Origin of the sequence: Frankia sp. CpI1-P (assembly GCF_001421075.1) — a bacterium.
Classification (GTDB): Bacteria; Actinomycetota; Actinomycetes; order Frankiales; family Frankiaceae; genus Frankia; species Frankia torreyi.
This window is the reverse complement of sequence record NZ_LJJX01000021.1, coordinates 63819-89133: the sequence shown is the minus strand read 5'-3', so window position 1 is coordinate 89133 and position 25315 is coordinate 63819. Positions and strand designations below refer to the sequence as shown.

The 25315-nt window shown below is 72.6% G+C and carries 17 protein-coding genes and 17 pseudogenes; 24 read left to right on the top strand and 10 right to left on the bottom strand.

Annotation, left to right across the window (positions count from 1 at the left end; all coding sequences use genetic code 11):
• Positions 1 to 28: 28 nt before the first annotated feature.
• On the top strand, positions 29 to 1042 hold the full coding sequence (locus FF86_RS15720; RefSeq protein WP_044885463.1) for a Gfo/Idh/MocA family oxidoreductase: 1014 nt from the start codon (positions 29 to 31) through the stop codon (positions 1040 to 1042).
• Between the two features lie 21 nt (positions 1043 to 1063).
• Here FF86_RS15720 and FF86_RS15715 read toward each other — a convergent pair whose 3' ends face one another.
• Positions 1064 to 1495, bottom strand: coding sequence for a MarR family winged helix-turn-helix transcriptional regulator (locus FF86_RS15715; RefSeq protein WP_044885462.1), 432 nt, complete (start codon positions 1493 to 1495; stop codon positions 1064 to 1066).
• A gap of 508 nt (positions 1496 to 2003) precedes the next feature.
• Between FF86_RS15715 and FF86_RS64145 the strand changes: the two genes are divergently transcribed.
• From FF86_RS64145 to FF86_RS62505, 7 genes and pseudogenes are all read left to right on the top strand, one after another.
• The gene (locus tag FF86_RS64145; RefSeq protein ID WP_313954342.1) at positions 2004 to 3581 is read left to right on the top strand and encodes a histidine kinase; all 1578 of its coding nucleotides are present in this window, start codon (positions 2004 to 2006) and stop codon (positions 3579 to 3581) included.
• A 52-nt stretch (positions 3582 to 3633) separates the two neighbouring features.
• Complete coding sequence (locus FF86_RS15705; protein ID WP_044885460.1) at positions 3634 to 4401, top strand: response regulator transcription factor; 768 nt, start codon at positions 3634 to 3636, stop codon at positions 4399 to 4401.
• 220 nt (positions 4402 to 4621) lie between these two features.
• Positions 4622 to 4748 (top strand): annotated as a pseudogene (locus tag FF86_RS66585) (hypothetical protein); the annotation flags it as partial.
• Position 4749: 1 nt separating this feature from the next.
• A pseudogene (locus FF86_RS49620) lies at positions 4750 to 4852 on the top strand (hypothetical protein); the annotation flags it as partial.
• 1 nt (position 4853) lies between these two features.
• Positions 4854 to 5220: pseudogene (locus FF86_RS49615) on the top strand (citrate/2-methylcitrate synthase); the annotation flags it as partial.
• Between the two features lies 1 nt (position 5221).
• Positions 5222 to 5916: pseudogene (locus tag FF86_RS49610) on the top strand (citrate/2-methylcitrate synthase); the annotation flags it as partial.
• Position 5917: 1 nt separating this feature from the next.
• On the top strand, positions 5918 to 6040 hold a 123-nt coding region (locus FF86_RS62505; protein WP_255355813.1), incomplete at its 5' end, for a hypothetical protein.
• A 116-nt stretch (positions 6041 to 6156) separates the two neighbouring features.
• Here FF86_RS62505 and FF86_RS49605 read toward each other — a convergent pair.
• The 5 genes and pseudogenes from FF86_RS49605 to FF86_RS15690 form a co-directional block, all read right to left on the bottom strand.
• Positions 6157 to 6365, bottom strand: a pseudogene (locus FF86_RS49605) (phosphoserine transaminase); the annotation flags it as partial.
• Between the two features lies 1 nt (position 6366).
• Positions 6367 to 6500, bottom strand: a pseudogene (locus FF86_RS49600) (phosphoserine transaminase); the annotation flags it as partial.
• Position 6501: 1 nt separating this feature from the next.
• On the bottom strand, positions 6502 to 7281 hold a 780-nt coding region (locus tag FF86_RS15695), incomplete at its 3' end, for an aminotransferase class V-fold PLP-dependent enzyme (protein ID WP_242418840.1).
• 73 nt (positions 7282 to 7354) lie between these two features.
• Positions 7355 to 7538: pseudogene (locus tag FF86_RS49595) on the bottom strand (citrate/2-methylcitrate synthase); the annotation flags it as partial.
• 1 nt (position 7539) lies between these two features.
• Positions 7540 to 8310 (bottom strand): annotated as a pseudogene (locus FF86_RS15690) (citrate synthase 2); the annotation flags it as partial.
• 470 nt (positions 8311 to 8780) lie between these two features.
• Between FF86_RS15690 and FF86_RS15685 the strand changes: the two are divergent.
• The 6 genes and pseudogenes from FF86_RS15685 to FF86_RS49570 all read left to right on the top strand — a co-directional run.
• Positions 8781 to 9039 (top strand): annotated as a pseudogene (locus FF86_RS15685) (toll/interleukin-1 receptor domain-containing protein); the annotation flags it as partial.
• 1 nt (position 9040) lies between these two features.
• Positions 9041 to 9167, top strand: a pseudogene (locus tag FF86_RS49590) (toll/interleukin-1 receptor domain-containing protein); the annotation flags it as partial.
• A gap of 30 nt (positions 9168 to 9197) precedes the next feature.
• A pseudogene (locus FF86_RS49585) lies at positions 9198 to 9686 on the top strand (pyridoxal 5'-phosphate synthase); the annotation flags it as partial.
• Position 9687: 1 nt separating this feature from the next.
• The coding region (locus FF86_RS49580; protein WP_242418839.1) for a pyridoxal 5'-phosphate synthase at positions 9688 to 10013 on the top strand (326 nt) is incomplete at its 5' end.
• A gap of 1220 nt (positions 10014 to 11233) precedes the next feature.
• Positions 11234 to 11764, top strand: a 531-nt coding sequence (locus FF86_RS15675) for a hypothetical protein (protein ID WP_242418838.1), incomplete at its 5' end; no start/stop codon positions are given.
• A 303-nt stretch (positions 11765 to 12067) separates the two neighbouring features.
• Positions 12068 to 12528, top strand: a 461-nt coding sequence (locus FF86_RS49570; protein WP_242418837.1) for a L,D-transpeptidase, incomplete at its 5' end; no start/stop codon positions are given.
• Between the two features lie 85 nt (positions 12529 to 12613).
• Here FF86_RS49570 and FF86_RS15665 read toward each other — a convergent pair.
• Together FF86_RS15665 and FF86_RS15660 are read right to left on the bottom strand one after the other, a co-directional pair.
• Positions 12614 to 13270, bottom strand: coding sequence for a UdgX family uracil-DNA binding protein (locus FF86_RS15665; protein ID WP_082121897.1), 657 nt, complete (start codon positions 13268 to 13270; stop codon positions 12614 to 12616).
• Between the two features lie 338 nt (positions 13271 to 13608).
• Entirely contained in the window at positions 13609 to 15045 is a 1437-nt protein-coding gene (locus tag FF86_RS15660; protein ID WP_044885452.1) for a deoxyribodipyrimidine photo-lyase, read from the bottom strand.
• A 120-nt stretch (positions 15046 to 15165) separates the two neighbouring features.
• Between FF86_RS15660 and FF86_RS66580 the strand changes: the two are divergent.
• The 10 genes and pseudogenes from FF86_RS66580 to FF86_RS49545 form a co-directional block, all read left to right on the top strand.
• Positions 15166 to 15629 (top strand): annotated as a pseudogene (locus FF86_RS66580) (hypothetical protein); the annotation flags it as partial.
• A 1-nt stretch (position 15630) separates the two neighbouring features.
• A pseudogene (locus tag FF86_RS49565) lies at positions 15631 to 16344 on the top strand (hypothetical protein); the annotation flags it as partial.
• A 209-nt stretch (positions 16345 to 16553) separates the two neighbouring features.
• Positions 16554 to 16964 carry a hypothetical protein gene (locus FF86_RS15650; protein ID WP_236705335.1) on the top strand — a complete coding sequence of 137 codons (411 nt, stop codon included), beginning with the start codon at positions 16554 to 16556 and terminating at the stop codon, positions 16962 to 16964.
• 27 nt (positions 16965 to 16991) lie between these two features.
• Positions 16992 to 18137 carry a PHB depolymerase family esterase gene (locus FF86_RS15645; RefSeq protein WP_044885450.1) on the top strand — a complete coding sequence of 382 codons (1146 nt, stop codon included), beginning with the start codon at positions 16992 to 16994 and terminating at the stop codon, positions 18135 to 18137.
• A 904-nt stretch (positions 18138 to 19041) separates the two neighbouring features.
• A pseudogene (locus FF86_RS35965) lies at positions 19042 to 19293 on the top strand (hypothetical protein); the annotation flags it as partial.
• 1064 nt (positions 19294 to 20357) lie between these two features.
• A complete protein-coding gene (gene mscL, locus FF86_RS15630) occupies positions 20358 to 20753 on the top strand; it encodes a large conductance mechanosensitive channel protein MscL (protein WP_044885448.1) in 396 nt (131 codons plus the stop codon).
• Between the two features lie 450 nt (positions 20754 to 21203).
• Positions 21204 to 21770, top strand: a pseudogene (locus tag FF86_RS49560) (peptidase S1); the annotation flags it as partial.
• Between the two features lies 1 nt (position 21771).
• Positions 21772 to 21977: pseudogene (locus FF86_RS49555) on the top strand (S1C family serine protease); the annotation flags it as partial.
• A 1-nt stretch (position 21978) separates the two neighbouring features.
• Positions 21979 to 22051, top strand: a pseudogene (locus FF86_RS49550) (hypothetical protein); the annotation flags it as partial.
• A 1-nt stretch (position 22052) separates the two neighbouring features.
• On the top strand, positions 22053 to 22577 hold a 525-nt coding region (locus FF86_RS49545), incomplete at its 5' end, for a S1C family serine protease (RefSeq protein ID WP_242418836.1).
• An 850-nt stretch (positions 22578 to 23427) separates the two neighbouring features.
• Here FF86_RS49545 and FF86_RS35960 read toward each other — a convergent pair.
• Both FF86_RS35960 and FF86_RS15615 read right to left on the bottom strand, forming a co-directional pair.
• Positions 23428 to 24060, bottom strand: a 633-nt coding sequence (locus tag FF86_RS35960; protein ID WP_396229903.1) for a hypothetical protein, incomplete at its 3' end; no start/stop codon positions are given.
• A 395-nt stretch (positions 24061 to 24455) separates the two neighbouring features.
• Positions 24456 to 25235 (bottom strand): CopD family protein, encoded by a 780-nt coding sequence (locus tag FF86_RS15615; protein ID WP_313954341.1) that lies wholly within the window; start codon positions 25233 to 25235, stop codon positions 24456 to 24458.
• Positions 25236 to 25315 lie beyond the last annotated feature (80 nt).

Below are 25315 nucleotides of genomic sequence, written 5' to 3'. Positions count from 1 at the left end.
GCCCTCATGCAACGGCACTATCAGAGCCGTGACGACGCTCCCCGAGCTGGTGCCACCGCGTGATCCGGCACTGTCCGCGAGCTGGCGGGAACTGCGGCGGCTCGTCCGCCGCCGCCAGCCCGACCTGCCGCTCGCAATGGCGCTGGTCACCGATGGCTCCGACAGCACGACGGCCGAGGTCCTGCGCGACGCCGGGGTCGCGGTCGTCGGCCTGCTCGCCCCGGAGCCGCTGGAGTCGCTGGCCTGGGCGGCCGAGGCGGGGGTTCCCCGCGCCTACGCCGACCTGCTCGCCCTGCTCTCGGACGACATCGAGGCGGTCTGCGTGGAGACCCCGCCGCCCGGCTCGGACATCGTCGCCCGGCGGGCGGCCGAGATCGGCCTGCACGTGCTGCTCGCCGGCCCCGCCACCGCCGAGGCGGAGACACTGCGTGCCGTCGCCGACCTGGCCGAGGAGGCCGATCTCGCCCACGTGGTGGCCCTGGACGGGCGGGCCTGGCCGGCGGCGATCCACGTCGCGGCCACGGTCCCGTCGCTGGGTCGGCTCACCCAGATGACCGTGGTCGGCGCGCCGACCGGCCCGGCCGGCCGGGTCGAGATCATCGATCTCGCGATGCGCTGGTGCGGGGAGATCCTGGCGGTCTGCGCCGATCCCGCCGCGATGCCCGCCGCCACGCTGACCCCCGATGCGCCCGTGACGCTGGCCCTGCTCTCCGCCAGCGGCGCCACCGTGCTGATCAACGAGCGGATGGGCGGCAACCTGGACACCGCCACCATCACAGTGTGTGGGGACGCCGGCCGCATCGTCGTCCAAGGCCGCCGCGTCCGCCGCCAGGACGACGCCGGCGTGCGCGACCTGCTGATGCCCACCCCGCCGACCGCCCGACCCGGACTGATGGAGGCCACCTACGACGTCGTGCGGGCCACCGAACTCGACGACGCGCGGCTGGTGCGGGGCGCCACCTTCCACGACCTGCTCACCGCGAACCGGCTCATCGCCGCCGCCGGCACCTCCCACCAGCGAGGCGGCTGGGTCGAGCTGTGAGGCGGCAGTGCCGTCGCAGTACTACGAGCCGGCGAGGGCGTCCAGGATCGGCGCCGCCCGGGTCAGGGCGGCGATCTCCTCGGCCGACAGCGCGGCGAGCCGGTCGGTCAGCCACTCGTCCCGGCGCCGACGATCGTCGCTGAGCAACGTCCGCCCCTTCGCGGTGACCTCGGCGATCACCTGCCGCCCATCGGTGGGGTGCGGGCGGCGCTCGACCAGCCCGGCGACCGCGAGATGCGCGATGACCCGCGTCATCGACGGCGGCTGGACGCGCTCGTGCGCCGCGATCTCCCCGAGCGTCATCGGGCCGTGGCGCTCCAGCGACGCCAGCGCGGACGTCTGCGTGGGGGTGAGTTGACTCGACCGCTCCTGGCGCATTCGTCGGGAAAGACGCATCACCGACAGCCGCAGCGCGGACGCGAGTTCGGCGTCGCTCGCCGTCTCGGTCTCCATCTTCTGACGGTACTCGTCCNGGGGACCGGAGAAAGGGTGATTTCGGGGGATGCATCGCCAAGAGGACGAAAAGGGGTCGGCCGCCCCCCGGCGGCAGCCGACCCCCCGCACGGCGCGATGTCCTGCGTACGGATGCGACCACCGACGACACCGATCCCGTGCCACCCAGGTTCCACCGCCGCGCACTCGCTGACTTCGGGGAGAGCTCCACAGTTCGCCGGGGGATCTCCTGGCGGGAAGTGGGGGGTAACCCGCAATCCGACAATCGGCGTGTGCGACGCTTGCCGGGTGAGATCCTGGCTACATAACGTCGCCTGACGTGCNGCATCCGCGTCTGCCCGGTCGACTGTCCGCGTGCGCCGCCCGCCACCGCCCGTGGTGTCTGGCAATCGGCGGCTCCGCCACCACCGCTGGTGCGATTGCGTGCCAGTGGCCCGTCTTCGGGCACAGCCCGCTCTTCGCGACCCTCAACGTCGTCGTGGCGCTCGCGTTCGTGCTCACCGCCGCCATGCTCAACGGCGAGGAGTCGCTGGGCAGCGTCACCGCGGCGCTGGTCCTGGGCGGGCTGCTGTGGCCACTGTCGTGGACGTCGAGCTGGGATGCGGGCCCCTCCGCCCTCGTGTCGACGTTCGCCTACACCCATTTCTGGGTCTGCCTCGGGTGGGGCGTGCTGCGTTACCCGGCCGGGCGGCTGCAGAACAACGGTGAACGGGTGCTGCTGGGCAGCGCGGTGCTCGTCATTCCACTGGCAAACCTCGGGCTGATCGGTATCGGCCGACCGGAATGGTTCGGCTACTCCGGGCACCCCGACCTGTGGTGGTACGGCAAGCCGATCGGCCACGGAGCGTTCGACACCGTGGTCTGGATCCTCGACAGCGTGACCCTCGTGCTCGCCGTCGCCTTCCTGCTCGTCGTCCGCGGGCGGCTGCGGCGGTACTCCGAGCTGGACCGGCGGGTCTTCCGGCCGGTGGCGCTCGCGTTGCTGTTGGCGTTCGTCCTCGCGGCGACGGTGAACTTCTTCGTCTACAACCCGAGCGACGGCGACATCGGGCCCGAGTTCGTCGTCATCTCCCTCACCCTGCTGGCGATCCCCCTGGCGTTCGCTGCGGCGGTGCTGCGCCGGGTGTTCGTCCGGGCCCGCATCGCGCAGCTCCTCGCGACGCTGCCCACCCCGCCGGACGTGCGGGCGGTCCGTGCGGCGCTGCAGGCGGCACTGCACGACGGATCCGCCGAGATCCACCTGTGGCTACCCGGGGAGGACCACCACGTCGACGCCGACGGGGCGGTCCGGCCCCCGCCGCCGTCCGGCGCGCCGGAGCTGGTCATGGCGGTGCGGACCGCGGCCGGGGCGCCGCTGGCGGTGATCACCGCCGCACCGGCCATGCGGCGCAACCGCGACCTGGTCGAGGCGGCCGTGCGCGCGAGCGCCATGGCCCTGGAGAACGCCCAGTTGCACGCCACGGTGGCCGCGCAGCTCGACGCCGTACGCGCCTCCCGGGCCCGGCTGGTCGAGGCCGGCCTGCACGAGCGGCGCCGGCTGGAGCGCGACCTGCACGACGGCGCCCAGCAGCGGCTGCTGGCGCTGGCCACCAGACTGGGTCTCGCCCGGACGAAGGCCACCGATCCCGATACGATCTCCGCCATCGAGGCCGCCCGGGAGGACCTGCGCCACGCCCTCGCGGACCTGCGCAGCCTCGCGCGGGGGATTCATCCGGCCGTGCTCAGCCAGGGTGGGCTGCTGCCGGCTCTGGAGGTCGTCACGGCCGCGCTGCCGGTGGAGGTCGAGTTGGACATCCCCGCGGCGCGGTTCGAGGCGGTCCTCGAGGCGGGCGCCTACTACACGATCTGCGAGGCGCTCACGAACACGGTCAAGCACGCCGGGGCCAGCCGGGCCCGGGTCGCGGTGCGCCACGACGGCGACGTCGTCCGCATCGACGTCACCGACGACGGCAAGGGCGGCGCCACCGCGGTCGAGGGTGGGGGGCTGGCCGGCCTCATCGACCGCGTCCGGGCACTCGACGGCGCCCTGGTGATCGTCAGCCCGTCGGGCGGCGGGACCCGGCTGACGGCGAGTATCCCATGCTGACCGTCCCGGCCAGCATCGTCCCGGCCAGCATCGAGCAGAGGAGAACGGACCTGTGCGGGTAGCGATCGCGGACGACTCGACCCTGTTCCGCGAGGGGCTGGCGATGCTGCTGACCGCCGCGGGCGCCGAGGTCGTGGCGCAGGCCGCCACCGCCGAGGACCTCATCCGCGGGCTCGGGCGCAGCCGGCCGGACGCGGTGATCCTGGACATCCGGATGCCGCCCACGTACACCGACGAGGGTCTGGTCGCGGCCGAGCGGATCCGCGCCCAGCACCGCGCGATCGCCGTACTCGTCCTGTCGACCTACGCCGAGACGCCCTACGCGCTGCGTCTGCTCGGCGACGGCAGCGGCGGTCTCGGCTACCTGCTCAAGGACCGGGTCGACGACGTCGGGGCGCTACAGGACGCGCTGCGGCGGGTGATCGACGGACGCCTCGTGCTCGACGAGGAGATCGTCGCGGGCCTGCTGGCCCACCGACGGCGCGCCGACGAGCTGGCCCGGCTCACCCCGCGGGAGCGCACGGTGCTCGCGCACATGGCCGAGGGACGGTCCAACCAGGGCATCGGTGCCCGCCTGCATCTGGCGCCCAAGACCGTGGAGAACCACATCGCCGGGGTCTTCAGCAAGCTCGGGATGCCGGCGTCCGCGGACGACAACCGTCGGGTGCTCGCCGTGCTCACCTGGCTGCGCAACGCCGCCGAGGCGGGCGAGCCGGGTGCCGTCACGGGAACCCCCGCCGGCGCATCTTTCGGTATCACACCGGGAACCCGCTCGACGAGTGGCTCCGGGCACCGGAGTGACCTCTCCCCGTTCGGGTAGGTGCAGGCCGCCCGCCCGGTGGATGGCCGCATGCTCACCGAGCGTGCCACGCACCATCACCGCAGCCAGGGGATGTGTTCTCCGACAAGGGGTGGCGCAGCACACGTGGGATGAGGCTCACCGATCACGCGCATGTGCAGCCNCGAACGGCCAGACTTGGGAAGAACCATGTGAGCCAGCAAACCGGCGTGAGCGCTCCGTACCCGGATGCGCGCCCCGGCTGGGGCCAGAGCCGTCACCAGCGGCATCGCCACCGCGAGAGGAGCCCGGCGTGTCCGAGCAGGTCAGCACACTGACCGTCACCGACAACCGAACCGGTAAGACGTACGAGATCCCGGTCACGGACGNCACGGTACGCGCGAGTGCGTTGCGTTCGATCAAGACGAACGACGACGACTTCGGGTTGATGGCGTACGACCCGGCGTTCACGAACACCGCGAGCTGCCGCAGCNCCATCACCTACATCGACGGCGACGCCGGCATCCTGCGCTACCGCGGCTACCCGATCCAGGAGCTCGCCGAGAAGAGCAGCTTCCTCGAGGTCGCCTACCTGTTGCTGGCGGGCGAGCTTCCCTCCACCGACGAGCTGTCGACCTGGGAAGACGAGATCACGCACCACACCCTGGTGCACGAGTCGATCAAGAAGTTCATCGACGGGTTCCACCACGACGCCCACCCCATGGGCATGCTCGTGTCCACCGTCGGCGCGCTGTCGACCTTCTACCCGGACGCCAAGACGATCGACGACCCGGGCCTGCGCCGGCTCCAGATCGTCCGCCTGATCGCCAAGATCACGACGCTGGCGGCGTACTCCTACCGNCACTCGGTCGGCTTCCCGTACGTCTACCCGGACAACGACCTGTCGTACGCCGGCAACTTCCTCAACATGATGTGGAAGGCCACCGAGCTCAAGTACGAGCCGGACCCGAACCTGGAGCACGCCCTCGACGTGCTGTTCATCCTGCACGCCGACCACGAGCAGAACTGTTCGGCGAACGCGATGCGCGCCGTCGGCAGCTCGCAGGCGGACCCGTTCTCCGCGGCCGCCGCCGCGATCGCCGCGCTGTACGGCCCGCTGCACGGTGGGGCGAACGAGCAGGTGCTGCGGATGCTCGCCGAGATCGGCTCGGTCGAGAACATCCCCTCCTTCATCGCCCAGGTGAAGGACGGCAAGAAGAAGCTGATGGGCTTCGGCCACCGGGTCTACAAGAACTACGACCCGCGCGCCCGGGTGATCCGCCAGGTCGCCGACGAGGTCTTCAAGGTCACCGGCACGAACCCGCTGTTGGACCTGGCCATGGAGCTGGAGCGGATCGCGCTGGAGGACGAGTACTTCATCGCCCGCAAGCTCTACCCGAACGTCGACTTCTACACCGGCATCATCTACCAGGCCATGGGCTTCCCCGTGGAGATGTTCCCGGTGCTGTTCGCCATCGGCCGGATGCCCGGCTGGCTGGCCCAGTGGGAGGAGGGCCTGCTCGACCCCGAGCAGAAGATCGCCCGCCCGCGCCAGCTNTACGTCGGCTACGACCAGCGCCCGTACGTCCCGATGGACGACCGCGGCGCGATCGCCGACACCGAGGCCGACCCGATCGCCGCCCAGGCCGCCCAGGCCGCCCCGGAGCGCCCCCTGCGCTGAACGGCGGATGCCGCCGCCGGCGAACCCGGTCCCCGTCGGCTGCCGCGCCGACGACGACGGCCCGCGGGAGAGTCTCTCCCCGCGGGCCGTCGTCGTCTCCGGCTGCGGACCCGCCGCTACAGGCGCTCGACCACGTAGTCGATGCTGGCGACCAGGGCCTCGACGTCGGCCGGTTCGATCGCCGGGAAGCAGGCGACACGGAGCTGGTTGCGGCCGAGCTTGCGGTACGGCTCGACGTCGACGACGCCGTTGGCGCGCAGCACCTTGGCCACCGCCGCGGCGTCGACCCCGTCGAAGTCGATCGTCACGACGACCTGGGAGCGCTNCGCCGGGTCGGCGACGAACGGCGTCGTGTACGCCGTCTTCTCGGCCCAGGTGTAGAGGATCGACGAGGACTCGGCGGTGCGGCGCACGCACCACTCCAGGCCGCCCTGGGCGAGCATCCACTCGATCTGGTCGGNGAACAGGAACAGCGTCGCCACCGCCGGGGTGTTGTACGTCTGGTCCTTGGAACTGTTGTCGCGGGCCGTGGTGAGGTCGAGGAACGGCGGGATCCACCGGTCGGTCGCGGCGATCTCGGCGAGCCGCTCGATCGCCGCCGGCGAGAACAGCGCCGTCCACAGGCCTCCGTCGGAGGCGAAGCACTTCTGCGGCGCGAAGTAGTAGACGTCGGCCTCGGTCACGTCGACCGGCAGGCCGCCCGCGCCGGAGGTGGCGTCGACCAGGTGCAGGGCGCCGGCGTCGGCGCCGACCGGGCGGCGCACCGGGCGGGCGACGCCGGTGGAGGTCTCGTTGTGCGGGCTGGCGTAGACGTCGATGCCGGCCTCGGGCGCCCAGTCCGGGTGCGTGCCCGGGGCCGAGGACACCACGGAGGGCTCCGCCAGGAACGGCGCGCCCTTTGTCGTGTCCGCGAACTTTCCGCCGAACTCGCCGAAGACGAGATGCTGCGACCGGGTACGGACCAGGTTGAACGCGGCGGCGTCCCAGAACGCGGTGGCGCCGCCGATGCCGAGCACGACCTCGTAGCCCGCGGGCAGCGAGAACAGCTCCGCGAGCCCCGCGCGCACCCGGCCGACCAGGCCCTTGACCGGCTTCTGCCGGTGCGAGGTGCCGAGGTAGGTCGCACCGCTGGCGGCCAGGGCGGCGACGGCGTCCGGGCGGATCTTCGACGGGCCGCAGCCGAAGCGGCCGTCGGCCGGGCGCAGGGTCGGTGGCAGTTCGATCGCGGCGGCGTCAGCCACGGGGCACCCCCGGCGAGACGTCGCCGAGCGGACGCGGGTCCGGGCCGACGTAACGGGCGGACGGGCGGATCANCCGGCCGGTGCGCTGCTGCTCGAGGATATGGGCGCTCCAGCCCGCGGTGCGGGCGCAGGTGAACATGGACGTGAACATATGGGCGGGCACCTGTGCGAAGTCCAGTACCACGGCCGACCAGAACTCCACATTCGTGCGCAGCGGGCGGTCGGGGAAGCGGTTGGTCAGCTCCTCGATCGCCGCCNCCTCCAGCGCCTCGGCCACCTCGTAGCGGTCGGAGCCGAGGTCGCGCGCGGTGCGGCGCAGCACCCGGGCGCGCGGGTCCTCCGCGCGGTACACCCGGTGGCCGAAGCCCATCAGCCGCTCCTTGCGGTCCAGGGCACGGCGGACGTAGCCGAGCGGGTCCCCGGTGCGCTCGACCTCGTCGAGCATCGCGAGCACCCGGGAGGGGGCGCCGCCGTGCAGCGGCCCGGACAGCGCGCCGACGGCGGCGGACAGCGCGGCCGAGGCGTCGGCGCCGGTCGAGGCGACCACCCGGGCGGTGAACGTCGAGGCGTTCATGCCGTGCTCGGCGGCCGACACCCAGTAGGCGTCGACGGCCTGGACGTGCTTCGGGTCCGGCTCGCCACGCCAGCGGATCATGAACCGTTCCGTTATCGTCCGCGCGCGGTCCACCTCCTTCTGCGGGACCGCGGGCTGCCCCAGGCCCCGGGCGGACTGGGCGACGAAGGACAGCGCCACCACCGACGCGCGGGCGAGGTCGTCGCGGGCCTGCTCGGGGGTGATGTCGATGAGCTGGCCCAGGCCCCAGTAGGGGGCGAGCATCGCCAGCGCGCTCTGCACGTCCACTCTTATGTCACCGGAGTGCACCGGCACCGGGAACGGCTCGGCCGGCGGCAGCCCGGGCTCGAACGCACCATCGACCAGCAGCCCCCAGACGTGGCCGTAGTCCACCTTGCCGACGAGGTCCTCGATGTCGACCCCGCGGTAGCGCAGCGCGCTGCCCTCCTTGTCCGNCTCGGCGATCTCCGTCTCAAAGGCGATCACGCCCTCCAGACCTGGCTTGAAATCGCTCGTCTTCTCGGCCATCGAGTCCGGATCTCCGCTTCTGTCTGTTGGTTCGACCGGCGATCTGTTGCTTCGACCGGCGGCCCGCCGTGCCTGCCTCGTCGGTCCTGCTCCATCCGATCCTGCCCCGCGGCATCCGGACGCGCCAGAGCGCCGCCGCTTCGCGCCGTTCCCGCCGGCCCGCCGACGGACGCAGCAGCCTCACACTTCGCCAACCCCGACACACTCACCTGACAATTTATGAGATACCTCACAACCACTTTGTCCGTTTGTGAGGCTATTTGCAGCAACCTGCCGGAAGCGACGTCAGGGACGGCCGACCAGCGGCGATCTCGCCGCGCTACGGTCGGCAGGAGGAAAGGGCCCGCCTGACCGGCGGTCACGCTGCGCAAAAACTGGATCAGGAGCTCGGGAGATCATGGCGTTCGTCTTCATCAGTCATCGCGCGGCGGACATCGCCAGCGCCGAACGGCTGGGGCGGGCGGTCAACGCGGTGGGCCATGCGGTGCACCTGGACCGTTGGGAGGTACGCATCGGCGATACCGTGCCCATGTTCATGAATGACACACTCGCCACCGCGGATTTTCTCGTGCTGGGCCACTCCACCCTGGGAATTCACGCGCCATGGATAGCGCAGGAATTTCTGCCAGCGCTCGCCGCGGACCTCTCGTCTCGCGNGATCATCATGCTGCCCGTGATCCTTTCCGGCGCCGAGGCCCCCACCCGACTCGGCGGGCGGCCCTGCCTCGACCTGACCACCAACTGGGATCGCGGGGTAGCCGCGGTCCTGCGCGAGCTCGGCTGAGCGCGGGGGCGCGGCTGGCACGATTCTCCGATGGCCTCCCTCCCGCCGTCCGACGCCTCCCCCCGCCGCACAGCCGTCCCCACCGGCACAGCCTCCCCCGCCAGCACAGACTTCTCCGCCAGCACAGACTTCTCCGCCAGCGCAGACTCCCCCGCCAGGACGGATTCTCCCGCCGGCGGAGACTTCCCGGACGGGCCCGACCCGGCCGGCCAGCGGCAGAGCTACCACACCGGTCGGTTGGAACCGGAGCAGCTTGCGGCGACCTGGGTCGACCAGTTCGCCCGCTGGTTCGCCGACGCGAGCACCGCGGGCGCGGGCGTCCCCGAGGCCAACGCGGCAGTCTTCGCCACCGCGTCCGCGGACGGCCGGCCGAGCGCGCGCACGGTACTGCTCAAGGGTTTCGACCACCGCGGCTTCGTGATCTACACGAACTACACCTCCCGCAAGGGTCGGGAGAGCGCCGAGAATCCCTTCGGCTCGCTGGTCTTCCCCTGGTACGCGCTGGAACGGCAGGTCGTGNCCATCGGCGCGGTGGAGCGCGTCAGCAGGACCGAGACCGAGCACTACTTCGCCTCCCGGCCCCGCGGGTCCCAGCTCGGTGCCTGGGCCAGTCACCAGTCGCAGATCATCGAGTCCAGGGACGTCCTGGACGCCCGCGCCGCCGAGCTCGCGGCCCGCTGGCCCGCGGGGACCCCGGTGCCCACTCCGCCGTTCTGGGGCGGGCTGCGCCTCGTGCCCGACACCGTCGAGTTCTGGCAGGGACGGACGAACCGGCTGCACGACCGGCTGCGCTACCGCCGCGCCTCCACCACGGACCGCTGGGCCGTCGAGCGCCTGTCCCCCTGACACCCAGCCCTCACCCGGCCCTCGCCCGGCCCTCGCCCGGCCCAGGCCGATCCCGGCTAACGCCCTGTCGTCCACGCTCTCGGCGGGGGTGCCGGCGACGTCCTCGCCGACCGGTGTGATTGCGGAGGCTCGGGTCCGGCGGCAACCGGTGTACCGGCACCTGGTGTTCACGCCGTCGCCCACCTGAATCGCCGCCCCGAACCCGGCCGGTTTTCCGGATCCGGTTGTCCGGACGACATTGTTCGGAACCGTCCGTCCGCGGCCGGATTCCCGTCGCGCGGATCCGACGGACAACCCGCCGATGACGCTCTGCGTGGTAGTGCGGCCGTGACTCNGTCGCCGTCCCGCGGGCTGAACTCGACCGGCCGAACCCAAGGGGACGCCGCCGAGATGAAAACACGCACAGTCCGTCGGGTTCAGCCGGTTCCCCCACCGCGAAACCTGCCGTGCCGGAATCCGCGGCGGCCACGGGCCGGGCCAGCGCGCCAACCCACGCCGACGGAAAGAGCGCCAACCCACGCCGACGGGGTAGGACGGACGGCCGCAACGGGCCAGCCCACGTGGGGCGCCGCAGACAGGGGCGACGCGGACGGGGGCAGCCGGGAGTGGGACGGAGCCGTCAGGAACCTCGCCGCCGACGCAACCACCGGCCGAGCGGACCGCGGTGGCGACCGGCGGGGCACCGAACCGCCCCGCCTTCCTCCGAACGCGGATACCGCCGGCGAACGCGCGGCGAACGGCGTCGTTCAGCGCCGGCGTTCATCCGGACGCCACTCGGCTGCGGCGAACACCACCGGATGACCACGAATCACCGCGCCGTTCACCCAACGGTCCCGCTACGACCGACCCGGACGTAGCGGGACGTCCGCCGCGTTGCTACCTTCTTCCCGATAAAAGCTTCCCGTCGAGGTTTTCCTGACCCGGCAGATGTCGAGGGAGACGGATTCATGCGCAGCACCAGAATGCGGGTCGTGGTGGCCGGCGTTCTCGGCGTGGCGGCGATCGCACTGGCCTCGCCAGCGTCCGCCGCGACGCCGCCACCCGCGCCGACCGAGACCGCCGCCGTCAGCTCACCCACTCCGACCGCCCCCGCGGCCGCCGGCGCGTCTTCCAGCGCATCGCCGACCCCGACCCCGACCGCCACTGCGCTTGCCGCGACCAGTCCGTCCGCCGGCCCGAGCGCGACCCCGAGTGTCGACCCGAGCGCCACGCCGAGCCCNGTGGCCGGCGCCACGGCGAGCAGCGACCCGAGCGCCTCGGCCTCGGCCTCGGCCACCCCGGCCGCCGCGGCGGCCTCGACCGGCGGCACCGGTGACCCGACCCTCGACGGGTTCCTCGACCTGTTGCCGTTCAAGGTGCCGCTGGACAAGGAGATCAACGGCGTCGAGGACATCGACGTCAACCCCCTCGTCCTCACCTTCACCTGCAACGGCAGCGAGCCGGCCTGGAAGCTGAAGAACACCGGCGACAAGAGCTTCGGCTTCGGCTGGTTCGACACCAACCTCGGCGGCGGCATCCTCGACATCGGTCCGAAGCAGTCCGTGGACATCCCGTCGAAGGCCCTCGCCGTCGTCGGCTCGCCCTGGGACGCCGAGACGAAGCTCCTGCTCGTGACCGTGCCCACCGTCGGCGTGTCGAACTGCGGCGGCGCGACGAGCGCACCGCCGGCGATCGCGGCGCCCGCGGCGCTGCCGATCGCCGCACCCGCCGCCAGCAGCTCCGTCACGGCCGAGCCGTACTACACCGGATGACCATCAGCCGGTTCAGCTCCAGGACGNCCGCGGGAATCCTTGCGGCCGTCCTCGGCGGCGTGGTGCTCACCGGGTGCGGCGGCGGCGACGGCAGCCACGACGCCGCCACCAACCTCTCACCGCAGATCCGTAACCAGCTCGCCGCGATCGCGGGCCTCGGGCAGAGCAAGAGCACGGTGGTCACCGCCGTCGGCACGAGCGTCGACATCTACAGCGCCCCCACGGACACCCAGCCATCGTCCACGCTGGCGAGTCCGAACGAGAACGGCGTCAGGCGGGTCTTCCTGGTCCAGGCCAAGATGNCCGGCTGGTGGCAGGTGATGCTGCCCGTCCAGCCCAACGGCAGCACCGGCTGGGTCAAGGCCGACCAGGTCAGCGCGTCGGAGACGCCCTACCGCCTGGTCGTGTCCCGCGGTCACCACCTTCTGCAGGTGTTCAGCGACGGCAAGCAGATCGCGCAGGAGCCGGTGGCCATCGGCACCACGGACACGCCGACCCCGGGCGGCCGCTTCTACCTGATGGAGCTGCTTCGGCCGCGCAACCCGAACGGCCCGTATGGCCCGTACGCATTCGGCCTGAACGGCTTCTCCACGTCGCTGAGCTCGTTCGACGGCCGCAAGCCGGTGATCGGCCTGCACGGCACCAACGAACCGAAGATGATCGGTAAGGATGTCAGCCACGGCTGCATCCGGCTGAGCAATGACGCGATCACCCGCCTCGCCCAGACCGTCCCGCTGGGCACTCCGGTCGACATCGTCGCCTGACCACGCCGGCCGTCTCGGCTCGTCGAGATGGCGGCTCGTCGAGATGGCGGGTCCGGGCGGCGGGTCCAGCCAGGCCGCCGTCCGATCAGGCGGGCGGGGAGCCCCGCTCGCCGCCGACCGGGGCAGGCCGGGCCGCGGCGGCGATCCGCAAGTCGGCGACGAACCCTCCGTACACCTCGTCCCGGCTTGCCGGGTCCGCCCGCAGCACGGCGCTGGGATGCAGCGTGGCGAGCAGCTGGGCGTTCGACCCGGGCGGCCCGGGCAGCAGCCGTCCGCGCATCCGCGTCACCCGGAACGACGGCCCGAGCAGGGAGGCACCCGCCGTCGCGCCCAGCACGACGACCAGCGACGGCCGGATGACGTTCAGCTCGGCGGCAAGCCAGGGACGGCAGGCGGTGATGTGCCGCGCCTGCGGCGTCTGGTGGATGCGCCGGGGTCCGTTGCCGGTGCGGTAGCCGAAGTGCTTCACGGCGTTCGTCGCGTACAGCTCGGCCCGATCCAGCCCCGCCTCGCCGAGCGCCCGGTCGAGCAGCTTGCCGGCAGGGCCGACGAAGGGCTGGCCACGGCGGTCCTCGACGTCTCCGGGCTGCTCGCCGACCACCACCAGCCACGTGCGCGCGGGGCCGGCGCCGAAGACGGTTCGGGTGCCGGGCAACTCGGCGAGGTCACAGCCCCGGCAGTCCGCGGCGGCCGCGGAAAGCGCCGGCAGGTCCGCGCCGGGAGGCACCACGACGGGCTGCATGCTCATCCTCAAGATTCAAGCGGACGCGCCGGTCTGCGGCCCCGCCGGGGTGGGCGTGGCGCGCCACGCGTGGGTTGCCCTCCACACCCCACGCGGGCGCGACCACCTCCGGCGGAGCCCGTCACTTCTCCACCGGGCTTCGAGCGGGAGATCCCTGCCCACACACTCCCTGCCCTGGAACAAGGGTGGCCAATCCCCGCCCGCCGTACCCATCGGACCGCACAACCCGCGTGTCGGATTCACGACACGTGTCGCGCTTGCGGGCAAGCCATCCATCCGCTAGATGATCCCGACGATGACCGGCTCCGTTTCCCGAGTTCGGAGCTGTCCGAGCCGGCTCAGCCGCGGCGGCGGGCCGCCTCGTAACGGGCCAGCGCCTCCCGCCGCTCGGTGGCATGGTCGACCACCGGCGCCGGATACCCCGCGGGCGGGCCGCCGGGCAGCGTCCACGGCTCGTGCACCTTCGCCCCCGGCACGTCACGCAACTGCGGTATCCACCGGCGCACGTAGATCCCGTCCGGGTCGTAGGTGCGCCCCTGCGACACCGGGTTGAACACCCGGAAGTACGGTGCCGCGTCTGTACCCGTACCGGCCGTCCACTGCCAGCCGTGATGGTTCGACGCCAGGTCGCCGTCGACGAGATGGTCGAGGAACCACCGCGCCCCGTGGGTCCAGTGGACGTGCAGGTCCTTGCACACGAACGACGCCTCGATCATGCGCACCCGGTTGGGTACCCAGCCCTCGGCGAGCAACTGGCGCATGCCCGCGTCGACGATGGGGAACCCCGTCTGCCCCCACTTCCAGGCCTCGAATCCGGCCTCCGGCGGGTCATATGCCATGTCGGCCAGCGCGCCGGTCAGATCCGTCCGCGCGGATGCGGGATTCGCCGCGAGCACCTCGGCGTAGAACTCCCGCCACGCGAGCTCCGACCGGAACTTCTCCGCGTCACGCTCCCGGCCGGCCGCCTGCTCCCTCCCGCCGGACCCCGCCGACGCAGGGGAGGCCGTCGACACAGGGGAGGCCGTCGACACAGGGGAGGTGGCTCGGTTCAGCTCGGCGAGGATGGTCCGCGGATGGATGCAGCCGTACTTCAGGTAGGGCGACAGCCGCGAGGTGGTGTCCAGCCCGGGCAGGTCGCGCCGCTCGGCGTAGCCGGTCAGCGATCCGTGCAGGAACTCGGCCAGCCGCTCGCGCGCGGCGGACTCGCCCGCCGCGGGCAGCCGGACATCCCCGAGGTCCGGATCGGCCGGGATGCCGTCCGAGGCCAACCGCGCCCAGCACGCGCCGGCCGGCTCGGCGATCGGGCGGCGCCAGCCGTGCTCCTTCCACGCCCGGTAGAACGGCGTGTAGACGCGGAACGGCGTTCCGCCCGCCGTGGCCAGCCGGCCCGGCGCGACCGCGTACGGCGACCCGGTCCGGACGAGCTCCCGGCCGTCGGTGCGCAGCGCCTGCTCGACCTCGCCGTCGCGACGCCGCCCGTAGGGCCCGTAGTCCGCGGCGATGTGCACCCGGCGCGCGTCGACGGCCCGCGCGACCGCGGGGACGACGTCCACCGGATCGCCGCGGCGCACGCACAGCCGGCCGCTCAGCCGGTCGTCCAACTCCCGCAGGCAGCGGTACAGGAACGCGAGCCGGACCGGCCCGGCCGGGCGGCACAGCACGTCGTCGAGGACGAACAGCACCAGTACCTCGTCGCCCCCGTCTGCCGCCGCGTGCAGCGCCGGGTTGTCGCTCAGTCGCAGATCCCGCCGCAGCCAGCAGACCGACACCGTCATGCGACCGGACGTTAGACCGGCACCCGGACCGCGCCGTGGCAGCGCGGGACGACGCCCGGAGGACCCGCCGATCTATAGCTGTGCGTCATCAAAAGATTACCGTGAGCTTATAATCGGTGGGTGCAGGTGACCGTCGCCATCGCGTGGGATCGCGGCTTCTCGGACGCCTGGTCCCGCATCGCGGAGACCGGGCCGAAAATCGGGGTCTTCCTCGCGATCTGCCTGTTCGGCGGCCTGCTGGTCCGGGCCGGGGCGCGGCTGCTGACCGCCCTGGCGACCCGGCTGGGAGTCGATGGGGTCCTCGACCGGGGCGGCCTGCCGGCCCTGCTGCGTCGGCCGGCCGCGGACGTTCGCACGGGCGCGGTGCGGATGCTCACCGGCCTCGGCCTGCTCGCGGTGCTGCGCGTCGCCGTGGGGGTCTTCGGCCCGAGCGCCGCCGAGGACACCGTCACCGACCTGCTCGCGCTGCTGCTGCACACCATGCTCGCCGCCGTGATCATCGCGATCGGGGTCAGCCTCGCCCGGCTCGCCCGGACCTTCGTGCGCGAGGCACTGCGGGAACTCAGCTACGCGCGCGCGGCCGGNAACACGGTGGCCGCCGTGCTCGTGATCGCGTTCGGCAAGGCCGGTCTCGACGAGGTGGGCATCGCGACGTCGGTCACGACCCCCGTGCTCTGGGCCGTCCTCGCCACCCTGACCGGGGTGATCGTGGTCGGGGTCGGCGGGGGCCTCGTCCGCCCCATGCAGTTGCGCTGGGAGGAGATCCTCGAACATGCCGAGGACACCGCCGCCCAGGCTCGGCTGACCTGGCGCGCACGCCACCCCGACCCCCATCCCGCCGACCCCCATCCCGCCGACCCAGGCCCCGGCGCCGTCGACCCCGGCGACCCGAATCCCGGCGACCCGAATCCCGGCGACCCGAATCCCGGCGACCCGAATCCCGGCGACCCGGACCTGATTGGCGCGGACCCCGCCGATGTGCGCCCCGCCGACGGGGAAGGCTCGTACGTCGACACCGCCGGGCCGGGAGGCAGCGGGCCGGGGCTCGCGGAGCTGGCCGCCGACCCGGACGTGCCGGTCGAACCCGATCCGACCGCCGGCCCGGTGACGCCGTCAATCCCGGCCCCGGCGTCGGGAGCGGTCGCCGCCACCGCGCCCCGCCCGTCGATCCCGCCGCCGAGTGAACAGGTCCCCTTCGAACCCGCCGCGCCCGACCGGACCTCGGCATCCGCCTCGCCGCCACGGCTGAACGACCCGTCCCGGCCCGCCGACCGGCCCCGACCGGAGGGACCCCCGTAGCCTGTGGCTCGCTCCCGCCTCTACCGTCACGCAGGGACCAGTGGATGTGCGTTAGGCGAACTACGGCGCGTTCGGCCCCTGGGTGGGGCACTCTGGGAGAGGACGGGATGTCAACGCCGGTCGTGGACCTGAACCGCCCATACCGCCCGGACCCGGATACCTGATCCAGACACCTGACCCAGCCAGGAGACCCGCCGATCGATCTCCACATGACCGATCTTCGCGGCAGGAACCTCATCAACGTCACGAGTGGCGAGCGGAGGGACATCTCGGTGGAGGAGCTTTCGGACATGGAGCGTTCCCGGCTGCTCCTCGGCTGGCTGGCGGCGCGGCGCGCGGTGGACAACTGTCTGTCGGACCTGCTCGCCGCCGGTCCCGCGGGAGAACGTCGGGTGCGCGAGTCGCTGGCGCTCGTCGACGACCTGGAAAGTCGCGCCCAGGAGGCATTCGACCGCTACCGCACCGCCGCGGAGAGCACCCCGGCTCCCCCGCCGCGTCCGGCCGGCCGCTGGGCGCCGCCGGTTGGTGCGGAGCGCCCCCGCCTCAATGTGGTCCGCGCCCCGGAGGGCGACCTCGCGCGTAGTAGTTCCAACACGAAGAGTAATCACCGACACCGGTGACGCCCAGCCCGCGCCCGGCNGGTCAGAATGGCCACCGTGCCGGCCGTTCGTCGCCGCCGCGTCACCGCGGTCTGGCTCCTCACCTTCCTGCTTCCCGTGATACTGATCGTAACTGGCTGTAGCGGGTTGAGTGGAACCCGCCGCGGCGGTGTGGTCCCCGGGGGCACCCCGACCGCGACGCCGACCACCGGGCCGGACGCATTCGAGCGGTCCGGCCGCGGCATGCCGATCCGCATCACGCTGCCGCCACCCGGCACGCCCCGGCCGTACCCGCTGATCGTGGCGCTGCACAGCCTGCACTACGACGGCACCGACCCCAAGGCGCACTGGGATCTCGACGGCCTCGCCCGCACCGCGGGCCTCGCCGTCGTCTACCCGGACGGCATCGGCAAGGCCTGGAACGCCGGGACCTGCTGCGACACCGCCAAGATCAACAATACGGACGACGTCGGTTGGCTGCGCGCCCTGATCGCCCACCTGAGTGAGAACTACCCGATCGACCGCACGCGCGTCAGCCTCATCGGCCTGTCCAACGGCGGGATGCTCGCCTACCGGTACGCCTGCGAGCACGGCGACGAACTCGCCGGCATCGCCGTAGTAGCGGCGAGCCGGCAGGTGGCGCAGTGCCAGCCGGCAGCTCCGCTGACCGTCGTCGTCGTGCACGGCGGAGCAGACGGTCACGTCCCCTACCTGGGCTCGCAGTGGTCACCGGTGCTGCAGACCGCGATCACGCCGGTCGAGGAGAGCATGGCGCCGTTCCGCGTGGTGGACCAGTGCCCGCTGCCCAGCCAGCCCGGCGACACGATCCTCACCGACTCCACCGGGGTGCCCTGGCACGCCGCGCAATCGCCCACCGCCCTGTCCGCCGGGCAGCAGCCCGCAGTGGCCATCGGCTCGTCCGCAGCGCCGACGCCGCCCTCCGGGACGCCGACACCGCTGCCCGACGGTCTGACCGCCCCCGCCGGCCCGCCGGCCGTGCCCGTGACGACCGCACCGGTGGCCGTCCGCCGCGAGACCCGGTGCGCATCCTCGGCCCGGGTCGTCCAGTACCTGCTGCCCTCGATGGCCCACGGCTGGCCGCCTGCCACCGGACCGAACTCCTTCGCCACCACCGGGGTGATCTGGAACCTGCTGGCGCCGGCCCGGTCGGCCCGTCCCGGGCCCCGGCTGTGACGGTGAACGCCGGTCAGGCCGCCGGGGAGAACGACGCGCGCAAGGCGCCCATCAGCGTGTTCAGCGTGGCGGCCGCGCTGGTCGAGACCCTCGCGATGAGCACGTAGACGGCGCCATTCGTGGCGACCGTCCGCATCAGGTAGGACACGCGCTGGCCCTCGCGGTCATAGGAACCAGCCAGCTCCTGGGTCGGCTGGCCGCTGGTGTCCGTCGCCGCGCCGGAACGCTCCTTCGTCAGCCCCGAGACCGCGTCGAACTCGCCCGCCTGGACGTGTGTGAGCGCCGCCGTCTGGTCAGCACCGGCGATCCGGGCGACCCCGATCATCTGCGGGCCGTAGTCCGAGACGGTGCCGGGCTCACCGTAGAAGATGCCGGTGTTGTCGCGACGCTGCTTCCACACCGGCGGGTGGGAGAAGGTCGCCTTCTGCAACGGGTCCGTGTACGGGGCCCAGTCCGCCGGCACGGCGATCTGCCCCGCGGCCGATTGGCCGGTGCTCGCGGCGGCAGACGCGCCCGGCCCAGTCGCCGCCGGCGCGCTGGCGGCGGCGGAGGCTGACGGGGACGGCACCGCGGGCGCGTCCATGGCGGTGCGGCCGCTGGGGCGCACCTTCTCCCACACGACGCCGGCACCGACCCCCACCCCGAGTGCGACCGCCAGCACCACCAGCGCGACGCCGAGACGGTGCAGGAAGGACATGGAGTCGGCACCGCCACCATCGCGGCGACCGTCGAGCTCGTCGGCCTCGTCGAGGTCGTTGACGTCGTCGGGCTCGGGAAAGTCGCGCTCCATCGCCGCAGTGAGGGGACCACCCGAGCGGCGCTGCGCGGGCGTCCGATCGCCGCCAGCGCGATGCGGCCCCGTGCGCTTCCTGATCATGGTGGGTGGCGAGTCCGATGGCCGCTNGCCCTCCCGGCCGGCGGTGGGGCCGCCGGCGCCGGCCCGTCCCGGGCCGCCCGAGCGCTGCGCCCGGGACGGGCGTGCCGCGCCCGTGGGCCGGTCGAAACGACCAGGATCGGTGTGGTCGCCGCCGGAACCCGGCCCCGGCGGGCCGGGGCGCGACCGGTCGAGGCGGGTGTCCTCGACGCCTTCGGGTGCCGCGAAGCGTGCCCGCGCGCCGGTGCCTCCTGGCCTGCCCCCGCTCCCGGGGCGGCCTGACCGCCTACCAGCGCCGGGCGGCGGGCCGTCGTCGGCCGGGCCGCCGCCGGGCCCGAACCCCGGCGGGGTCGTCCGATCCCGCGGGCCGGCGTGGCCCGAGCGGCCTGGCCGCCCAGCCGGTTCCCCGTCGAGGGCCGGATCATCCGCTCCGGCCGCGGGGGCCGGCCGCGACCGCACGACCGCGTGTCGGCCCGTCGTCCCGGTGGGGGCACCCGACCGCGCCGTCAGGCCGCCGCCGGGCTCGCCCGCCACGCGCCGATCGCCGACCGGCGGGACGAGCGCCCTGCGCATGGAGGTTCCGGCGCCGGCCGGACCCGGACCGCCGTCTCGGCCCTGCGGGCGGCGGCCTCGACCGTACGGATCGTCTCCCGCGTCGTGCGCGGGCCCGAATTCGCCGCCCGCCCCCCCAGGGAGAGAGGAACCGGTCGGCAGGCCGCCGGGATCGTAGGAGCCGGTGTCCGTCCCATAGCTCGCGGCCGGCGGCCGATGGCCATAACCACCGTCGGCCGGCGGACCGCCATAGCCACCGGAAGCAGGCCGATCCCCATAGCCACTGGAAGCGGGCCGACCGCCATAGCCGCCGGGAGCGGGCCGATCCCCATAACCATCGGCGGCGGGCCGATCCCCATAGCCGCCGGCGGCGGGCCGATCCCCATAGCCGCCGGCGGCGGGCGCGCTGCCATAGCTGCCGGCGGCGGGCGGGCCGCCATAGCCGTCAGGGGCGGGTTGACCGCCATAGCCGGCGGCCGCGGCCGGGTGGGGTGCTGCATCGGCCGGAGGGTAAGGCCCGCGCGGCGGGAGGTTTTCCCCGGGCCGACGGTAGGCGGGCTGGCGGTGGTCGTCGTCCCACTCGGCCCGTCGCGCACCGTCCGTCACCAGACGACCTCCGATCCCGAGCCCCCACACACGTTCGTTCGTCCCACCGGTGTACCACGGAGTTGCCGACACATAGCGCGCGCCTAGTTGACAACATCCCGCCAGAGGCATAGAGGCCGGGTCGGATACCACCGACCTGGGGCGGTATCCTCCCATGGCGCACCGGGCGCTTGATGGGGGGATCATCGTTGAAGGGCTTCAAGCAGTTTCTGATGCGTGGGAACGTGGTCGACCTCGCGGTCGCCGTGGTGGTCGGCACCGCCTTCACCGCAGTCGTGACGTCCCTGGTGAAGACCATCTTCACCCCACTGATCGCGGCGATCTTCGGCAAACCGGACTTCTCGGCCCTCACGTTCACGGTTAACGGCAGCATGTTTCGCTACGGAGAGTTCATCAACAGTGTCATCGCCTTCCTCTCCGTGGCGACTGTGATCTACTTCGTCGTGGTGCTCCCCCTGAAGACCATCAACGACCGGCGCGTCCGGGGCCAGATCCCGCCCGAGGAGGACGTGGCGCTGACCGATGAGGCGCGCCTGCTCACCGAGATTCGTGATCTACTGGCGGAACGCCGCACCACCTCCTGATCCGGTCGATCGCGGAGGGACTCCGCACCGATCCATCCCGTCGATCGCTTACCCGAACGTTGGTCGGCATTCAGGAATCGCTCAGGCTCGCAAGGGAAAGTGCCTACCATGACACCGCGTCTCCCCTTCAGCAGCGGCGCCGAGGACGCTCAGGCGGACAGCGGCCGGGAGGAGTCCGGCGCCGGGCACGACTCGCCGTCCCCCTGGGCCCCGCCCGCCGAAGGCGCATTCGGATCCCGGGCCGAACAGCCCCACCCGGCCGGCCCCGGCAGCTCCGCGCCCGACCGTCCCGTGCCGTCGTCGCCCCCCGGGACGCCCTATGGCACTCCCACGCCGATCCACCCAGCCACCGGCCCCGGTCAGACGGCGCCGTTCAACACGGGCGGTCTCGCGTCCGGGTCCTGGGGCCAGCCCGGCCCGGGTCCGGGGCAGGGTGGCCCGGGNCAGAGCGTGGTCAGGGCGAACGCCGGTCCCGGCGGGGTGAGCGGTCCCTACGGCCCGGGCACTCCGGGCGCTCCGGGAGCCGGCGGTCCGGGCGGGCCGCACGGTCCTGGTCTGCCGCCCGGTCCACCGGCGGGGGGGCAACCGTGGGGTGGCCAGTGGGGCGCTCCCGGTGGGGGTGTTCCTCCTACCACGTATGACATTCACGGCAGCCGGCTCACGACGGCGACGGCCTCCCCGCTGCCCTGGCGGCGGCGGCGGCTGGTGGCCGCGGGGCTCGCCATCGCCCTCGTCTCCGCCGGCATCGGGGGTGGCGTCGGCGCTCTGGTCGCCGACAACGACGGCGGAAACACGGTCGTCACCACCGCCGGGCTCGAACGCAGCAGCGACAGCTCCGGCGGAACATCCCCAGCGGCCTCCGGCACCGTCGCCGCGGCGGCGCAGAAGATCCTCCCCAGCGTGGTGACGATCTCCGAGGAGTCGAGCAGCGAGGCGGGCACCGGTTCCGGAACGATCATCCGCTCGGACGGCCACATCCTGACGAACAACCACGTCGTGTCGGGCGCCTCGGACGGCNGCACCCTCACGGTCACCCTGCAGGACGGCCGCACCTTCGATGCGCAGGTCGTGGGGACCGACCCGAGCTCCGACCTCGCCATCATCAAGATCAACGCTTCGGGGCTGACCGCGGCGACCTTCGGCAACTCCGACTCGTTGAGCATTGGCGAGCTGGTGGTGGCGGTCGGCAGCCCACTCGGCCTGAACGGCACGGTGACCTCCGGCNTCGTCAGCGCCGTGCACCGACCGGTCCGCACCGGCGACTCGACCGTGCAGGACCAGCAGAACACCGTCCTCGANGCGATCCAGACCGACGCGCCGATCAACCCGGGTAACTCCGGTGGCCCCCTGGTCAACAGCCGCGGCGAGATCATCGGGGTGAACAGCGCGATCGCAACCGTCGGCGGCGGCGGGGGCAGTCCGTTCGGCGGCAGCCAGCAGTCCGGCAACATCGGCGTCGGTTTCGCGATCCCCGGCAACTACGCCGAATCAGTGGCCACGCAGCTCATCACCACCGGGCGTGCGCAGCATCCCTACCTGGGCGTCACCGCGTCGACCGCGGCGGAGAACACGCGCTCGACGGCGTCCAGCGGGACCGGCGCCCAGATCCGGTCGATGGTCTCCGGCGGCCCCGCGGAGGGCGCCGGCCTGCGCACCGGAGACGTGATCACCAAGGTCGGCAACCGGGCCGTCAGCGACGTCGACTCCCTGATCGCGGCGGTGCGCTCGCACGCCATCGGGGACGAGGTCGAGGTGACGTACACCCGCAACGGCCAGACCGGCACCGTGAAGACCCGGCTCGCCCAGCAGCCACCGACCTCCTGAGCACGGCCCTGAGCACGGCCACGAGCAACGCCCTGATCGTCGCCGTCGTACCGCTTCGGAGCCNACATACCGACCCCGCAATAATCGTGGGCCAATCCGGCGGACGGTCGCGAATGGCCGGGCCGGCGCGGAAGGCCCGCTGGGCCCGATCGGTCGTGGAATTCGGGGCATGGCCGTCGGCGGGCTATTCGTCCGCCCGTCTTTCTAACTAGTCCGCCGGCGGGACATGGCGACTTCGGCCACGCACCATCGCCAAACAAAGTAACTACAAGTAGGCAAAAGCTATCAAAGCGCTACCGACGTGCGGGTCAAGCGATTCCGGCTGTCGAATCGACGACAACAAAATCCGCACAACGTTCACCCGTTAGGGAGGCCCACCTCCTAGCATTGACCCCACCATCCGTTCCGGGCTCGCGGTTAGTCGACCGGGGAGAAGCTAAAGTATGGACGACGACGCGGACCTGGCGGCCCGTGTCCGACGCGGTGATCGGCAGGCGTTCGACGACCTCTACGATCTCTACGCGGACGATGTCTTCTCCATGTGTCTGCTGATCCTGGGTGATNCCACGGTGGCCCGGGCAGCCGCCGGTACGGCGTTCGCCCTGGTCGCCCGCACCCGTCTCAACCCGCTGAGCGACCCGGCCCGGCTGCGGTCCTGGCTGCTGGAACTCGCCCGCGGCAGCGCCCTGGCCTGGTCGGGATCCCCGCAGGCCCGCAGCATCCCGGTGCCCCACGGCGTGCCGCCCGAGGAACTCCTGGTCGGCTCCGTGGTGCCGGCGCCCGCCAGCCTGCGGGTGGGTCTCGCCCGCACCTTCGACCGCGCCGCCGCCGTCGCAGAGGCCGCTGCTGNCAGCCGCCGAGTCGCCCCACCCGCCGCCCCCGCGGCGCCCCGAGAGATCAGCCTCGTCAAGGCGCCGGCTGGGCCCCCAGCTACCCCCGTGTCCGACGCCGCGGAGACATTGATCGCCCCCGCCACCGTGCGCGCGCTGCCGCTGATGCGGATGGACGCCGAGGTCGAAGCCACCAACACCGCTCCGGCGTTCGGCCGAGGGACCCTGGCCTGGCGCAGCCGGCCTGCGATGGCTGCCGCGGCGGCGGTCGTCGTCGCCGCGGTCGGTCTCACCGCGGCGATGAACTGGCCGTCGTCCGATCCCCGCCTGATGTCCGAGAACGGCGTGGCGGTGGTGAGTCCGCCGCGGTCTCTCGACGTGGTTCGCCCCGCCACCGCGCCCGCCGCCCCCAGTGGGGGCACCGCGGCTGCCCCCACCGTCGTCCCGACGGTGGCCGGCGCCTTCACCAGCCGGGCCGCGGCGCCCAGGGAAGTACGGCCCCGCCTCGTGGAGCCAATCGCTCGAGACGTGCACAGGTCCGAGCCGTCCGCCGCGCCAAGCATCGACCGCCCCCGCGCAACCTCGGCAGCGCCCTCGACCACGGCGCCGCGCACCACTCCGCCGAAGCTCCCGGCCAGCACCGCTCCGGCCACGACGGCTGCGACCTCTCCGGCCTCTGGGACCCCTGGGACCTCCGCATCGACGACCCCGCCGAGGGCACAGGCGCCACAGCCGACAGCCACCGTCCCATCGCCGGGGAGCGCGCCACCAACCAGCGCCGCGTCGCCCCCCACGACGCCGCCGGGCGGAAATGTTCCGTCCGCGCCAGTCGCCCCGTCCAGCCCTCAACAACAATCCGCCCGGCCGCCGGCGGGCCAGAGCACCGGCAGTACTGGCGGCACTGGCAGTACTGCCGGCACTGGCGGCACTGGCGGCACTGGCAGTACCGAAGGCACCAGCCCGACCGGTGCCGGCCCGTCCGAATCCGACGAGCGCATCGTCGGCCCCGTCACCGCACCGGCACCGGTCTCCGTCTAGCCGACGCCCGTCAGCGGACGGTGTAGAACAGCGTCGTCACGTACTGGTCGAAGTCGTTGATCCGCAGGGTCAGCCGGAGCTGCCACTTCCCCGCCAGGGGCGCCTGCACCCGGTCGCTGCGTGCGTGCCCCGGCGCGGCCAGGTCTAGCGGTACCTCGAACGGCCCAAGATCCGCGGTCGGCAGGGATAGTGCCGCGCTTGCCTGCACCAGCTTCTGCGGCTTACCGCTGGGCGCCCAGGTGTACACGTCAAGCGATTCGGCTCCGATCCTGGTCGGGGCGACCCGCACCTTCACCGTCATCGGGCCGGCGAACGCCGTCCCGGTGAACGGCGGTGCATAGCTGGTGCGCGCGGGAACCATGTTCACCAGCGTCGCGGTAAGCCCCAGTACCACCGCCCCGACGACCAGCTCCGAAGCGACACCACGCCGCAGCCCGGTCAGCGCGCCGACGCTGGGCGCCGTCCCCGTCCCATCCGGACCGGAGCGGACATCGACATGATCATCTGCATAGTGACGACGCACCCACCGCTGGGCGAGGGCGCCGAGAGCGATCATGCCAAGGACAAACCACACCTTGTAGAGCAGCAATCGCCCGTAACCGGTGTCGATGACCGCTCGGAGCGTTCCGATCTCCCGCCAGCTCTGGAACAGGCCGCTGATCACGATCACGGCCACGGCCACGGCTGCCACGCGTGACCAACGCGGAAGCACCTCCGCCAGCTCCACCGCCGCCGCCCGGCGGACCAGGAAGAGCGCGATGACCACCAGCCCGCCGATCCACACGGACATGCCAAGCACATGCACCGTCAAGCTGGCCGTCGCGAGCCACACCAGATCCCCTGCACTGCCGTGGCCGATCGCCGCCAGGG

Excerpts from the sequence above, each read along its gene's own strand:
- FF86_RS64145 (WP_313954342.1), top strand. The coding sequence starts at position 2,004 with ATGCTCAACGGCGAGGAGTCGCTGGGCAGCGTCACCGCGGCGCTGGTC.
- FF86_RS15665 (WP_082121897.1), bottom strand. The coding sequence starts at position 13,270 with ATGCAGCCCGTCGTGGTGCCTCCCGGCGCGGACCTGCCGGCGCTTTCC.
- FF86_RS15645 (WP_044885450.1), top strand. The coding sequence starts at position 16,992 with ATGGCCACCGTGCCGGCCGTTCGTCGCCGCCGCGTCACCGCGGTCTGG.
- FF86_RS15615 (WP_313954341.1), bottom strand. The coding sequence starts at position 25,235 with ATGTCCGTGTGGATCGGCGGGCTGGTGGTCATCGCGCTCTTCCTGGTC.
- FF86_RS15660 (WP_044885452.1), bottom strand. The coding sequence starts at position 15,045 with ATGACGGTGTCGGTCTGCTGGCTGCGGCGGGATCTGCGACTGAGCGAC.
- FF86_RS15650 (WP_236705335.1), top strand. The coding sequence starts at position 16,554 with ATGACCGATCTTCGCGGCAGGAACCTCATCAACGTCACGAGTGGCGAG.
- FF86_RS15715 (WP_044885462.1), bottom strand. The coding sequence starts at position 1,495 with ATGGAGACCGAGACGGCGAGCGACGCCGAACTCGCGTCCGCGCTGCGG.